At 58.7% G+C, this 13,494-nt stretch carries 12 protein-coding genes; 3 read left to right on the forward strand and 9 right to left on the reverse strand.

What is annotated here, in order from left to right:
- Positions 1-66 precede the first annotated feature (66 nt).
- Together PHQ58_RS00780 and PHQ58_RS00785 are read right to left on the reverse strand one after the other, a co-directional pair.
- A complete protein-coding gene (locus PHQ58_RS00780; RefSeq protein ID WP_300105781.1) occupies positions 67-996 on the reverse strand; it encodes a branched-chain amino acid ABC transporter permease in 930 nt (309 codons plus the stop codon).
- A 222-nt stretch (positions 997-1,218) separates the two neighbouring features.
- Positions 1,219-2,508 (reverse strand): replication-associated recombination protein A, encoded by a 1,290-nt coding sequence (locus PHQ58_RS00785; RefSeq protein WP_300105783.1) that lies wholly within the window; start codon positions 2,506-2,508, stop codon positions 1,219-1,221.
- A gap of 60 nt (positions 2,509-2,568) precedes the next feature.
- Here PHQ58_RS00785 and PHQ58_RS00790 point away from each other — a divergent pair, with 60 nt between their 5' ends.
- Positions 2,569-3,090, forward strand: coding sequence for a DNA-deoxyinosine glycosylase (locus PHQ58_RS00790; protein WP_300105785.1), 522 nt, complete (start codon positions 2,569-2,571; stop codon positions 3,088-3,090).
- 31 nt (positions 3,091-3,121) lie between these two features.
- On the opposite strand, the gene PHQ58_RS00795 is transcribed toward PHQ58_RS00790, so the two are convergent.
- From PHQ58_RS00795 to PHQ58_RS00820, 6 genes are read right to left on the reverse strand one after another with little or no spacing between them, the layout of a single operon-like run.
- Positions 3,122-6,256: a CusA/CzcA family heavy metal efflux RND transporter gene (locus PHQ58_RS00795; RefSeq protein WP_300105787.1), complete on the reverse strand. Its 3,135-nt coding sequence runs from the start codon at positions 6,254-6,256 to the stop codon at positions 3,122-3,124.
- Between the two features lie 12 nt (positions 6,257-6,268).
- Complete coding sequence (locus PHQ58_RS00800) at positions 6,269-7,843, reverse strand: efflux RND transporter periplasmic adaptor subunit (RefSeq protein WP_300105789.1); 1,575 nt, start codon at positions 7,841-7,843, stop codon at positions 6,269-6,271.
- Positions 7,840-9,111 carry a TolC family protein gene (locus PHQ58_RS00805; RefSeq protein WP_300105791.1) on the reverse strand — a complete coding sequence of 424 codons (1,272 nt, stop codon included), beginning with the start codon at positions 9,109-9,111 and terminating at the stop codon, positions 7,840-7,842. The genes PHQ58_RS00800 and PHQ58_RS00805 overlap by 4 nt, the downstream gene beginning before the upstream one ends.
- 7 nt (positions 9,112-9,118) lie before the next feature.
- The gene (locus tag PHQ58_RS00810; protein WP_300105793.1) at positions 9,119-9,769 is read right to left on the reverse strand and encodes a thioredoxin domain-containing protein; all 651 of its coding nucleotides are present in this window, start codon (positions 9,767-9,769) and stop codon (positions 9,119-9,121) included.
- Positions 9,766-10,185, reverse strand: coding sequence for a disulfide bond formation protein B (locus tag PHQ58_RS00815; RefSeq protein WP_300105794.1), 420 nt, complete (start codon positions 10,183-10,185; stop codon positions 9,766-9,768). The genes PHQ58_RS00810 and PHQ58_RS00815 overlap by 4 nt, the downstream gene beginning before the upstream one ends.
- Before the next feature lie 24 nt (positions 10,186-10,209).
- On the reverse strand, positions 10,210-10,509 hold the full coding sequence (locus PHQ58_RS00820; RefSeq protein ID WP_300105796.1) for a copper-binding protein: 300 nt from the start codon (positions 10,507-10,509) through the stop codon (positions 10,210-10,212).
- A 203-nt stretch (positions 10,510-10,712) separates the two neighbouring features.
- Here PHQ58_RS00820 and PHQ58_RS00825 point away from each other — a divergent pair, with 203 nt between their 5' ends.
- A complete protein-coding gene (locus tag PHQ58_RS00825; RefSeq protein ID WP_300105797.1) occupies positions 10,713-11,396 on the forward strand; it encodes a heavy metal response regulator transcription factor in 684 nt (227 codons plus the stop codon).
- The gene (locus PHQ58_RS00830; RefSeq protein ID WP_300105799.1) at positions 11,387-12,871 is read left to right on the forward strand and encodes a heavy metal sensor histidine kinase; all 1,485 of its coding nucleotides are present in this window, start codon (positions 11,387-11,389) and stop codon (positions 12,869-12,871) included. The genes PHQ58_RS00825 and PHQ58_RS00830 overlap by 10 nt, the downstream gene beginning before the upstream one ends.
- On the opposite strand, the gene lolA is transcribed toward PHQ58_RS00830, so the two are convergent.
- Positions 12,834-13,493 (reverse strand): outer membrane lipoprotein chaperone LolA, encoded by a 660-nt coding sequence (gene lolA / locus PHQ58_RS00835; RefSeq protein ID WP_300105801.1) that lies wholly within the window; start codon positions 13,491-13,493, stop codon positions 12,834-12,836. The genes PHQ58_RS00830 and lolA overlap by 38 nt on opposite strands.
- Position 13,494 lies beyond the last annotated feature (1 nt).

Raw genomic sequence — 13,494 nt, forward strand, 5'->3', positions numbered from 1 at the left:
CACTTTCTAATCAGTTGAGGACAGAGCTGGTTCGCTTCGCGTAACTGCGGTCTGTCCCGCAAAGTTTCAGGCTCTGTCAGCCACCCGCTCACCCAGCAAGCCCGAAGGCCGCAGCGTTAGCACAATGATCAACACAATGAACGCAAAAATGTCCGAGTAATGGCTGCCCAGCACACCGCCGGTGATGGCGCCGATGTAGCCCGCACCCAGTGACTCGATCAGGCCCAGCAAAATACCCCCCACCACGGCACCGGCCAGGTTGCCAATGCCACCAAACACCGCTGCCGTGAAGGCCTTCAAGCCTGGCAGGAAACCCATGGTGTGCTGCACGGTGCCGTAATTGGCAGCCCACATCACACCGGCAATGGCTGCCAGCACCGCGCCAATCACAAAGGTGGCTGAAATCACCACGTCTGGCTTGACGCCCATGAGCGCTGCCACACGCGGATTTTCAGCCGTGGCACGCATGGCCCTACCTAATTTTGTGTAATTCACCAACCACATCAAGGTGGCGAGCGACATCACCGTCACGCCCAGAATCAGCACCTGGGTGAGCGTGATCACCGCGCCACCAATCTCGTAGGGCACTGTTGGCAGCAAATTGGGGAACGACTTGTAGTTGGGCTTCCAGATGATCATGGCCAGCGTTTGCAGCAAGATCGACATGCCAATGGCGGTGATCAACGGCGCCAGTCGTGGGCTGTTGCGCAGCGGCCGGTAGGCGACTTTTTCAATGGTGAAATTTAAAGCGGCCGCCACAACGCAGGCAATCACCAGCGCAATCAGCAAAATAAGCCAGCCCGGTGTGCCCGGCATGGCATCGCGCATCAGGCCGATGATGGTCCAACTGGTGAGTGCGCCGACCATCAGCACCTCGCCGTGGGCAAAATTGATCAGGCCAATGATGCCGTACACCATGGTGTAGCCCAGCGCGACCAAGGCATACATGCTGCCCAACACCAGACCATTGATGATCTGCTGTATGAAGGTTTCCATATTTTCTTCTCCGATTTTTGACGGGTGATTTCATCAGCACCCAAAGTGTGATGTGCGGTACAGCCTTGTGAGCCCTGCCGGTGAGTTAGCAATAAACCTGCCAACTTAAGTGATCCGACAGATAAGTGGACGCGATTGTAGTGAAGGGTTTTGGTGGCATCAGACAGCGCTTGGCCGGGTTTACCCTTGCGCGCAAGCATGATTAGCAAGCTTTACGGCACATCAGCGCGCTTGATCATTGCGCTGTTTCAGGCTGCGCATCTTCTCGGCTATTTTGATCTCCAGGCCACGCTCAACTGGGCGGTAAAACCCGGGGTCGGTCATGCCGTCGGGTAAATAGCGCTCGCCCGCTGCAAAGCCGCCCGCTTCGTCATGGGCATAGCGGTAGCCTTTGCCGTAGTCAAGTTCTTTCATCAGCTTGGTTGGCGCGTTACGCAGGTGCATGGGCACCGGGCGCGTGCCGTCCTGCTTGATGAAGGCCTTGACTTCGTTGAAAGCCTTGTAAACGGCGTTGGACTTGGGCGCAATCGCCAGGTACACCACGCATTCAGCCAGCGCCAGCTCACCCTCGGGCGTGCCCAGGCGCTCATAGACCTCAGCGGCGTCCAGCGCCAGGCGCAGCGCGCGCGGGTCAGCCAGGCCAATGTCTTCACTGGCCATGCGGATCAGGCGGCGTGCCATGTACTTGGGGTCGGCACCGCCGTCGAGCATGCGCATGAACCAGTACAGCGAGGCATCGGGGTCCGAGCCGCGCACCGATTTGTGCAGCGCCGAAATGGTGTCGTAAAACTGCTCACCGCCTTTGTCATAACGGCGCATGCGCTCGCCCAGGACCTTGAGCAGCCAGACATCGGTGATTTCGCTGCGTTTTTCCTGCAAGGCCGACACCGCCAGAATTTCCAGCGTGTTGAGCAGTCGACGGGCGTCACCATCGGCATACGCCACCAAGCGCTCAACCGCTATATCTTCAATAGCTGGTAGCGCATGATGCGATTGGGCTAGCGCCACTATTTGCTTTAAATCATCGGCCGTTAACGCTTGCAGCATATAAACCGCCGCGCGTGACAACAGAGCCGAGTTCACTTCAAACGACGGGTTCTCGGTGGTGGCCCCAATGAAGGTGAACAGGCCGCTTTCCACATGCGGCAAAAACGCGTCTTGCTGGCTTTTATTAAAGCGGTGCACCTCATCGACAAACACCAAGGTGCGCAAGCCTTGCTGCTGGGCCAGTTGCGCCTTTTCAACCGCCTCACGAATGTCTTTAACCCCACCCAGCACCGCGCTGATGGTGATGAACTGCGCGTCAAACGCGTCGGCCATCAGCCGGGCAATGGTGGTTTTTCCGGTGCCCGGCGGGCCCCAAAAAATGCAACTGTGCGGCTGACCAGATTCAAAGGCCAGGCGCAGTGCCATGCCCTCGCCCAGCAAATGCTGCTGGCCCACCACTTCGCCCAGGGTTTTGGGGCGCAGGCGCTCGGCCAAGGGAATGTGCGTGAGTGGGGGCGAAGTCATGGGCAATATTGTGACTTGGCAGGCATGACCATGGATCCAGGTATCGATAAGATGAAAGCCATGACCAATACGACTGAATCAACGCGCCTGACTGGCTTGCCGCCGCTGGTCAATGGCAACACCCGAATGCTGGTGTTGGGCAGTTTCCCCAGCGCCACGTCGCTGGCGCGCCAGCAGTATTACGCCCATCCGCAAAATGCATTCTGGCGAATTCTTCAAGCCATTTGGCCTTCTAGCCCTTATGAAATAAGCGCAGATAGCTATCAAAAACGTGTTGACTGGATGCTTGGCAAAGGTCTGGGCGTGTGGGATGTTTATGCTTCATGCGAGCGCGTGGGCAGTCTGGACAGCGCCATTCGCACGCCGCAAGTCAATGACCTGGCGGGCCTGTTGCGCGACTGCCCCAACCTGCAACTGATTGCACACAACGGCGGTGAGAGCTTTCGGCATGCCCGCATCACCCGCGCGCTGGGCCTGCCGGTGTACCGCTTGCCCTCCACCAGCCCGGCCAACGCCAGTTGGAGTTTCGAGCGCAAGCTGGCGGCCTGGCGCGAGCTTGTGGGTTTGGCTGGCTTGGTTTGACAGCCGAAAAAATCTCAAGCCAGGCGCCTGCCTAGCTTTCCATGCCTCTTGCCAGCCGCCACTGCTTGACCAGCGCATAAATCGCCGGAATCACCGCCAGCGTCAAAACGGTGCTTGAGATCATGCCGCCGACCATCGGCGCGGCGATGCGGCTCATCACCTCCGAGCCTGTGCCCGTTCCCCACATGATAGGCAGCAAGCCAGCCATGATCGCCACCACGGTCATCATCTTGGGGCGCACACGCTCCACTGCACCTTCCATCACCGCTTCATAGAGGTCGCCCACACCGGGTTCACGCCCCGCTGCGCGGCACTTTAGCTTGATGGCTTCCCACGCATGATCCAGATATATCAGCATGATCACGCCGGTCTCCGCCGCTACGCCCGCCAGTGCAATGAAGCCGACCGCCACGGCAACAGACAAGTTGTAATTCAGAAACCACATCAGCCAAACCCCGCCCACCAAGGCAAACGGCACAGACAGCATGACGATCAGCGTCTCAGTGATGCGCCGAAAATTCAGGTACAGCAACAAGAAAATGCTCAGCAGCGTGACCGGGATGACAACCTTCATCTTCTCAATGGCGCGCTCCATGTACTCAAACTGGCCGCTCCAGGTGACGTAATAACCCGGCGGAAAGGTGATGCTCTCGGCCACGGCCTTCTTCGCGTCAGCCACATACCCGCCAATGTCACGGTCACGAATGTCCACATAGATGTAGGCAGACAACAGCGCGTTTTCGGTGCGAATACCAGGTGCGCCTTTGGCTACCACCACCTTGGCCAACTGGCCCAACGGAATTTGCGCCCCATCCATGGTGGGGATCAGCACCTCACGCGCAATCTGCTGCGGGTCGCCGCGCAGTTCACGCGGGTAGCGCACTGTCACGCCATAACGCTCCCGGCCTTCAACAGTAGTGGTGACCATTTCACCACCCAGGGCGGTGCCGATCACATCCAGCAGATCTCCCACTGCCAGGCCGTAGCGGGCGAGTTGCGTGCGGTCGGGCTCGATATTGAGGTAAAAGCCACCGGTGATGCGCTCGGCAAAGGCGCTGGTCGTTCCGGGCACGGCCTTGACCACAGACTCGATCTGCTTGGCCAGTTTCTCCATCTCATCGAGGTCTTTGCCAAACACCTTGATGCCAATCGGTGTGCGAATGCCCGTGGAAAGCATGTCAATGCGCGCCTTGATCGGCATGGTCCAGCTGTTGGCAACGCCGGGGAACTGCAGCGCTTTGTCCATTTCGGCGATCAGTTTGTCGATGGTAAGGCCCGCGCGCCACTCTGATTCGGGTTTGAGGTTGATCACTGTCTCAAACATCTCGGTCGGCGCCGGGTCGGTGGCGGTGTTGGCGCGGCCCGCCTTGCCCCAGACCGAGACCACTTCAGGGAAGCTCTTGATGATTTTGTTTTGTGTTTGCAGCAATTCAGCTGCCTTGGTGATGGACATGCCAGGCAGCGAGGCGGGCATGTACAACAAGCTGCCTTCGTTGAGCGTTGGCATGAATTCCGAGCCCAACTTGGAGGCTGGGAAAAACGATGCACCGAGCACCAGCAGAGCCAGCGCGATAGTCACTTTTTTATAGCGAAGTACGCCAGAAATGATTGGTCTGTAGACCAAAATTAGCACTCTATTCACCGGGTTTTTTGCCTCTGGCATGACCTTGCCACGGATGAACAACAGCATCAACACCGGCACCAGCGTAACGGACAGCACCGCTGCGCTGGCCATGGCAAAGGTCTTGGTGTACGCAAGAGGGGAAAACAGGCGACCTTCTTGGTCTTCGAGGGCGAATACGGGCAGGAAAGACACGGTAATGATCAGCAGCGAGAAGAACAAGGCCGGGCCGACCTCCCGGCAGGCTGCCAGCATTGCATCAAAGCGTTGCAGCTTGGTATGCTCTTCTGGCAAACGCTCCAAGTGTTTGTGGGCGTTTTCGATCATCACAATGGCCGCGTCGATCATCGCGCCGATGGCAATGGCGATGCCGCCCAGGCTCATCAGGTTGGAGCTCATGCCGAGCAGCCGCATGGCAATGAAGGCCATCAAAATGCCCACCGGCAGCATCAGAATAGCCACCAGGGCGCTGCGCACGTGCATCAGAAAGATGATGCACACGGCGGCCACGATCAACGACTCTTCAATCAGCGTGCGTTTCAAGGTGTCGATGGCGCGGTTGATGAGTTCCGAGCGGTCATACACCGTCTGCACACTCACGCCTTCGGGCAAGCCAGGGCCAATCTCGGCGATCTTGTCCTTGATGTTGGCAATCACCTCCAAGGCGTTCTGACCGTAGCGCGCCATCACGATGCCGGAAACCACCTCGCCCTCACCATTGAGTTCAGTCAGGCCCCGGCGCTCGTCGGGCACCATCTCAACCCGCGCAATGTCACGCACGAGCACCGGCGTGCCCTTGTCGGCGTTCACTACCAGCAGCTCGATGTCGTCCTTGCCGCGCAGGTAGCCCTTGCCGCGCACCATGTATTCGGTCTCAGCCATCTCCACCGCGCGGCCACCCACATCGCGGTTGGAGTCGCGAATCACCTGCGCCACCTTCATCAACGGGATGCCGTAAGAACGCAGCTTGACCGGGTCCACCGTCACCTGATAGGTCTGCACAAAGCCGCCCACCGACGCCACCTCGGCCACCCCATGCGCCTTGGTCAACTGGTAACGCACATACCAGTCCTGAATGCTGCGCAACTCGGCCAGGGTTTTGTCTTTGGCAATCAAGATGTATTGGTACACCCAACCCACACCCGTGGCATCCGGCCCGATCTGCGGCGTGATGCCTTTGGGCATGCGGCCTGCGGCAAAGTTCAGGTATTCCAGCACGCGTGATCGCGCCCAATAGATATCGGTGCCATCTTCAAAAATGATGTAAACAAACGACGCGCCAAAGAATGAAAAACCGCGCACCACCTTGGATTTGGGTACCGCCAGCATCGAGGTCGTCAGCGGATACGTCACCTGGTCTTCCACCACCTGCGGGGCCTGGCCAGGGTATTCGGTGTAGACAATGACCTGCACATCGGACAAATCGGGCAGCGCGTCAATGGGCGTTCGCAGCACGGCAAACACGCCGCCCACCACGACGAAAAGCGTGGCCAGCAGCACCAGAAAGCGGTTGCGGCCAGACCAGTCGATGATGTTCGAGAGCATGGTGCGGCTCCGTTATTGCGCGGCCTGCGGCTTGGCGCTGGTGATGACCCACTCGCCCGGTGCGCGCTCGACAAACTCCACGGCAACCTTGGCACCGGGCTTGAGCGTTTTGAACAACGCCACGTTGGCAGTCTTGAACTCCATCGTCATGGCCGGCCATTTCAGGCTAGTAATCGGGCCATGGATCAGAGTGACCGTGCCGGTCTTGCTGTCGATTTCTTCAACCGTGCCTTCAGCGCGATGGCCCGCCGCCGCAGGTGCGTTGACGGCCGCAGTAGCCGATGAAGCGGTTGCAGTTGGTGCGCCGGCAAAACCGCCCACCGCTGCCTTCAGGTTACTCTCGGCATCAATCAGGAAGTTGGCAGCAATTACCACTTGCTCGCCCTCTTGCACGCCTTCAAGCACTTCGATGTAGCTGTCGCTGCGGGCACCGGTTTTCACCGCGCGAGGCTCATAGCGGCCTTCCTTCAGTTGCACCAGCACAATCTGGCGCGTGCCGCTGTCAATCACCGCCGACACCGGCACGGTGATGCCCGCGGCCTTGACAGCCACCTGCAGCTCTACCTGTGCAAACATGCCCGGCTTGATCAAACCACTGGGGTTGGCCAGCTCCACCCGCACCGGCACGGTACGTGTTTCAGCTTTCAGCATGGGGTAAACGTAAGTGACGACGCCCGTGAAAGTCTTGTCTGGATAGGCGTTGATATTGACCTGCGCCTTGGCACCATTTTTGACCAGCGCCAGGTCTTGCTCAAAGACATCAGCCATCACCCAAACTCGTGATAAATCGGCCACTTGGTACAGCATTTCGCCGGGCATGAAGCGCATGCCCTGCACGGCCTTTTTCTCCATCACAATGCCGGTGGCAGGCGAGCGGAAAGTGAGCGTGCGCTGCGTTGCACCGGTGCTCGTCAAGGCCTTGATTTGTTCATCAGAGATGTCCCAGTTTTTCAGGCGCAACAGGCTGGACTGTGCCAGCTGCTGCATACCCGTCTGCGCCTGGCTGCCGGCATCTTTGAGCGCGGCTACGCCTTGCGCCGCAATGGCATATTCGCGCTGCGCAGAGACCAGCTCGGGGCTGTAAGCCTCAAACAGAGGCTGGCCCTTGGCAACGGACTGACCGGTGGTGCTTACCAACAAGCGCTCGATATAGCCTTCAAACTTGGGTGCAATGGTAAACAGGCGGCGTTCATCAGGCTCAATGCGGCCAGCCGCGCGCACGGTTTTGTCCAGGATGCGCTTTTGCGCTGCTTCGACCCGCACGCCCAGTTTTTGCACCTTTTGCGTGCTGATCACGACCTGCCCTGGTGCGGCCGCCTCGTCTGCGTCACTGCCTTCGTAAACCGCGATGTAATCCATGCCCATCGGATCTTTTTTAGGCGTGGGCGAGGTATCGGGCAAGCCCATGGGGTTGCGGTAGTACAGCAGTTTCTTGGCGGGTTTAGGGGCTTCAGCTCCTGCAGCCGTCGCCCCCGTGTCACTGTTGTGTGACGCGGGCATCGCTGCACCGCGGGTTCCAGCGTAATAACCACTTGCCGCGGCCAATGCCACCACCAAACCAAGGGCAAGCCCGGCACCTGTTTTCATAATGCTTCCCCAATTAAATTTTCCACTTCAGCCAGCCGCATTTGCGCTTCTAACTGGGCTTTGAGCTGGCTTTGTTTGGCCTGGCGCACCTGTCGCTGGGCATCGAGCAGCGTGGCAAAGTCCAGCTTGCCGTTCTCATAACCTGCCAAGGCCGCCTGAAAAGTCAATTCGGCTAGCGGCAACAGGCTGGTCTTGGCCAGCCGTTCGGTGCGCTGTGCCGCATCAATGCCGACCAGGTTTTCAGACAAATCCGAGGCCACTTGGTTGGCCACGGCGGCGCGACGGGTTTGCGCGGCATTGAGCATGGCCAGCGCTTCGCGCTCCTGCGCACGGCGCGTGCCTTGTTGCAGCGGAATGTTCATCTCCAGCATCAAACTCCACTCACGGATGCGGCTTTGCATCTGCGTGGGCGTGATGGCCAGCGTGAAGTCCGGGTAGCGGTTCTTCACGGCCAACTCGCGTGAGAGTTCTGCGGCCTTGATACGCGCCTCTTCAGAAAACAGCTGCGGATTGCTGCTGTACACCCGCGCCATCAAGGCATCGGCATTGAGCTTGGCCTCAGCGGGCAACACCGGCAAAATTTCAGGTGCGGTTAACGGTGCATTGGAAGGGCGTGCCAGCAACGCATTCAGCCGTGCATCGACCTGACGCGCTTCGCCGTCCAACGCCACCAACTCGGTTTGCATGGCGGTTTGCTCCACTTGGGCGCGAATCGCATCCTGTTGCATGGCCAAACCACCGGCATAGCGCACTTGCGCCACATTGGCCAAGCGGTTGGTCAGGTCAAGCAACTCTTGGGTGAGCTTTTTGGTGTGGTAAATAAAGTAGCGCTGGGCATGCGTGGTTTTGACTTTGGCCGCCAGCATGCTCCAGGTGCCTTGCGCCTTGCCGTCTACCGCCTGCGCTTCTTGCACGGCAATGGCACGTTTCAGATCGCGCTTGCCCCACCAGGGCAGGTCTTGCATGAAGGTGTATTTGGTGCTGCCCGTTTCATTGGGCCACAGCGTGGGTGACTGCGAATCTCCCTTGGTGATGTCCATCCATTCGATGCGGAACTTCGGGTCCATCAGGGCGCCTGCCATCGTCACGCGTTCGTTAGCTGCCTGAGATTCGTGACGCATGCTGGTGTAGTCCGGGTTGTTGGCTTTGGCCAGGGCCAGCAAGCTCTCTACCGTGGCACCGGGCAAGGTCTCTTGGGCCAGTGCAGACGACCCCCCCCCTAGAACCAACAGCGCAGTGAGAGCTGTGGCTTGTAAAACAGTTTTCATGGGGAGCCTATTGAGTGTTGGCAAGTTCGCTGTCGACAAGCCTCTTCAACTCATCGAGCCCGAACTGGGGCAAGGGCTTGCCGTTGACAAAATACTCTGGGGTCATGGTCACGTTCATGGTTTTGGCATCCGCCAGATCACGCGCAATCATGGTCGCCACTTCAGGTGCATTGGCATCACTTTGTAACTTGGCCATGTCCATGCCCAAGGTTTCCAGAATCGGTCCGGTCAGCTGCACATTGGCGGTGTGGTTAAGCACCCATTTATCCTGGCCAGCAAACAATGCCGCCAGCGTTTGCTCAAACTTGCCCTGCTTGCGCGAGGCTTCCAGCACTTTCACCACCGATTCAGAACCGGGGTGAAATGGCGCGTAGCGCATGCTCAGGCGAATCTTTTCCGGGTGCGCGGTCATCATGGCCTTGACCAACGGATAAAACTCGCGGCAGGTGCCGCACGCCGGGTCAAAAAATTCAACGATGTGCACCGGTGCATTGGGGTTGCCAAAGCTCGGTGCATCTGCGCGCACCAGTGCAGCCATGTTCTGCTGTGCCAGTTGCGCGGCTGCTTGGGCCTGCTGGTTTTTGTAAAAGAACGCGCCACCGGCAAACACCAGAATCAGCAATGCAATCACTGCGATGAAGAGATTTTTTTGTTTCATTTGGAAGAACTCCGGGTGGCTGCCCACAGCAAGCCATTGATGGTTAAGAAAGCCAGAAAAGAGAGCAAGGGAATCGTCACAAAACCAAACCATTCAATCTGGATCGTCTTGCACGGAATGCCCTGACGACAAGGGGCCAGGGCTTCCGGGATGATGCCCATGGTGAGCAGCACATGAAAGCCGGCCACCAGCAGCCCGATGACCGCCAGCGGCAAGGCATAGCGGAGCACCTTGGCATCAAACGGGAACAGCCCCAGCGCCAGAATCAGCACCAGCGGGAACATGAAGATGCGCTGCCACCAGCACAGCACGCACGGTGCCAGGCCCATGACTTCACTCATAAACAGCGCGCCCAGCGCCGCCACAGTAGCAACCAGCCAAGCGGCAAAAATAAGCGTGGGGGCCGTGGGTTTCATAAGTGGCAAATGGTCACCTATGAATTACCTGACCAGTTCGACTTTGGTGACCGTCATGCCACCGTCGGCTGGATCGGTGGCAAAGCGGATTTTTTGCCCCGCTTGCAGCTGCCCAAGCATGGCTGCGTCCTTGACCTTGTACGCCATGGTCATCGGCGGCATGCCATTGGGCAAAGCGCCGTGTGCCAAGGTGACCGTCCCTTTGGATTTGTCCACTTTTTTCACCAGCGCATCGCTCAGTGCGGCATCAGCACTTGCCTTGGCGGCCGGTTTGGTGGCCTGCGCCATGTGGGCGTTGTGATCCATCTGCGCCAAGACAGGCATGGAAACTACAAAAACAATAGCTGCTAGCGCTTTATTTATATGGGCTTGCATGCGATTTCTTTCAAAAATTGATGGGGTACTGAAAATGGCAATGTCTGAAGTCTGCCCGCCAGCGCCCCACCGCAAGCTGACCGCCAGATTACTTTTTTGTCATCCAGCAACCCGCGCCTCGCGGGCGTACCCGGCCAAGGCAGAATGCAGCCATGAAAATCCTGATCGTCGAGGATGAGCCCAAAACCGGGGACTATCTCAAGCAAGGCCTGTCCGAGGCTGGTTTCACGGTCAATCTGGCCCACAACGGCCCCGATGGCTTGCATCTGGCAGTCACCGAAGACCACGACCTTGCCATCTTGGACGTGATGCTGCCGGGTCTGGACGGCTGGGGTGTGCTGGCAGGCATTCGCCGCGCCGGCAAAGACATGCCGGTGATGTTTTTGACAGCACGTGATGCGGTGGATGACCGGGTCAAAGGCCTGGAACTCGGTGCTGACGATTACCTGGTCAAACCTTTTGCGTTTTCTGAACTGCTGGCCCGGGTGCGCACCCTGTTGCGCCGGGGCAGCAAGGCACCCACCGAACCTTTTTTGCGCGCTGCCGATCTGGAACTGGACTTGCTGCGCCGGCGTGTCAGCCGCGCTGGCCAGCGCATCGACCTCACTGCCAAGGAATTTGCCCTGCTGGCATTACTGCTGCGTCGCCAAGGCGAGGTCTTGCCCCGTTCATTGATTGCCTCGCAGGTGTGGGACATGAACTTTGACAGCGACACCAATGTGATCGAGGTCGCCATGCGCCGCCTACGCGCCAAGGTGGACGACGCCTTTAGCCCAAAGCTGATCCGCACCGTGCGCGGCATGGGCTATGTGCTGGAAGACCCTGAGTGCGCGTAACTGGCCGCACCTCCATCGCCCGGCGGTTGACGCTGCTGTTTGTCGCGGCTTCCACGGCGGTGCTGCTGGCGCTTGGTTTTGTTGTGGCCTCGTCGGTTGAGCAGCATTTTGAAGATCTGGACATGGAGGTGCTGGTTGGCAAAATGGATCTGATCCGCCAGACGTTGGTCACCGTGAAGACACCCGATGCGTTGAGTCACATCGGGCACCAACTGGAGCATTCGCTAGTGGGGCACCATGGGCTTGAGGTGCTCATCATCGGAGCCGATCACACCCGGCTGTTTGCCACACCCAACGCCACCTTTCCTGTAGACCAGGTTGTGGCCAACGCGGCCCCACATTCGTCCAACGCACTGCGGCCCATGGTCTGGTCATTTGGACCTCAAAACTTCCGTGTGGTTGCCGCTGAGCTGCCCACCGGGTTGCCAGGCAAGCTGATCAGCGGCCAGGCCCTGGAACAACAGCGTGACCGTTACCAGCTCGACACGGTGTGGGTGGCAGTTGCCACCGACATGGCGCACCATCAAGCCTATATGCACGCGTTTCTGCAAACACTGTGGCTGTTTGTAGGTGGGGCTGCAGTGCTGACGGGCTTGCTCGGCTGGGCGGTGGTGCGGCGCGGCCTGGCACCGTTGCGCGCCATGCAGGTGCAAGCCCAAGGGGTGAACGCCCAGCAACTCAACCAGCGCTTGCCGGTAGAAACCGTTCCGCGCGAACTGGCTGAGCTGGCCCAGTCCCTCAACGACATGCTGGCGCGCCTGCAAGATGCGTTTCAAAGGCTGTCTGACTTTTCGTCCGACATTGCGCATGAGCTGCGTACCCCTGTCAGCAACTTGCTGACGCAGACTCAAGTCACCCTGACCCGTGAACGAAGCGCCCAGACCTACCGCGACATTCTGGAATCCAACGCCGAAGAGTTCGAGCGCATGGCCCGCATGATCTCCGACATGCTGCTGCTGGCCAAAGCGGACAACGGGCTGGTGCTGCCCCAGCGTGAGCCCCTGGTTATGGCCACCGAGATTCGTGCCCTGTTTGATTATTTTGAAGCGATCGCTGAAGAAAAGAATATCACGCTGAGCCTGGAGGGAGACTGCAAGCTCAGCGCCGACCGGCTGATGTTGCGCCGTGCCGTGGCTAACCTGCTGTCAAATGCCGTGCGCCATGCACATCCCTCCAGCACTGTGTCGGTCAGCTTGCAGACCCTGCATACCGGCGTGCAGATCAGCGTATCGAACGTTGGCGACGACATTGCTCCCGAGCATATTGATCGGGTGTTTGACCGCTTTTTTCGGGTAGATCCGGCGCGTCAACGCAGTTTTGAAGGGACCGGCCTGGGGCTGGCCATCACCCAGTCCATCGTCACCGCGCACGACGGGCGCATCCGGGCCACCTCAGCCAATGGCTTGACCACTTTCACCGTCAGCTTGCCATTGAGCGCTACTGACGAATCACATCCGCCCCCACCGGCGGTTTGAACGCAAAGGCAGTGCTGGGCAGCGCGGGGTTGCTTTGAAACTGTTTGAAGGTCAACACCGAGCGCTGGCCAAAACTGTCCAGAATTTCCAGCACCTCCAGTGTGCTGGTAGGTGCAGCCGCCTCACCCGCCACCCGAAAACCCACCCGCACCGACTGCAACTGGCCGTCTTTGGACTTCGGCGTGGCTGTGACCCACTGCAAACCATTCGCATCAGGCGCGTCAGCCAGCAAAAAATCTGCTTTGAGCGCTTGTAGATCTGCCGCTGAGGCAATCAAAGCCGCCGGGGTTGAGCCCAACACGGCCGACTGCTTGCGCGCGGTGACCTGGTTCAGGTCCGCGTCATACAGCCACAGCGTTTGGCCGTCTGCCACGATGGTTTGCTCGAACGGCTTGGTGTAATTGAACCTGAACCGGTTGGGCCGGGCAAATTCAAACTGGCCGGTAGAGGTTTTCACTTTTGGCAACTGGCCCTCTTTGGCGGGCGAGGTCACCACCTGACTGAAGTCTGCGCGCCCTGACTTGACGTTCTTAACAAACATTTCAAGGCTATTTAGGCCTGTAGCCCCCGCCAATCCTGCGTAAGCAGCTATAAAAATTACAGTAATTAAAAATCGTTTCACA

Origin of the sequence: Rhodoferax sp. (genome assembly GCF_028688795.1) — a bacterium.
Lineage (GTDB): Bacteria > Pseudomonadota > Gammaproteobacteria > Burkholderiales > Burkholderiaceae_C > Rhodoferax.

Excerpts from the sequence above, each read along its gene's own strand:
- PHQ58_RS00780 (WP_300105781.1), bottom strand. The coding sequence starts at position 996 with ATGGAAACCTTCATACAGCAGATCATCAATGGTCTGGTGTTGGGCAGC.
- PHQ58_RS00785 (WP_300105783.1), bottom strand. The coding sequence starts at position 2,508 with ATGACTTCGCCCCCACTCACGCACATTCCCTTGGCCGAGCGCCTGCGC.
- PHQ58_RS00790 (WP_300105785.1), top strand. The coding sequence starts at position 2,569 with ATGACCAATACGACTGAATCAACGCGCCTGACTGGCTTGCCGCCGCTG.
- PHQ58_RS00795 (WP_300105787.1), bottom strand. The coding sequence starts at position 6,256 with ATGCTCTCGAACATCATCGACTGGTCTGGCCGCAACCGCTTTCTGGTG.
- PHQ58_RS00800 (WP_300105789.1), bottom strand. The coding sequence starts at position 7,843 with ATGAAAACAGGTGCCGGGCTTGCCCTTGGTTTGGTGGTGGCATTGGCC.
- PHQ58_RS00805 (WP_300105791.1), bottom strand. The coding sequence starts at position 9,111 with ATGAAAACTGTTTTACAAGCCACAGCTCTCACTGCGCTGTTGGTTCTA.
- PHQ58_RS00810 (WP_300105793.1), bottom strand. The coding sequence starts at position 9,769 with ATGAAACAAAAAAATCTCTTCATCGCAGTGATTGCATTGCTGATTCTG.
- PHQ58_RS00815 (WP_300105794.1), bottom strand. The coding sequence starts at position 10,185 with ATGAAACCCACGGCCCCCACGCTTATTTTTGCCGCTTGGCTGGTTGCT.
- PHQ58_RS00820 (WP_300105796.1), bottom strand. The coding sequence starts at position 10,509 with ATGCCTGTCTTGGCGCAGATGGATCACAACGCCCACATGGCGCAGGCC.
- PHQ58_RS00825 (WP_300105797.1), top strand. The coding sequence starts at position 10,713 with ATGAAAATCCTGATCGTCGAGGATGAGCCCAAAACCGGGGACTATCTC.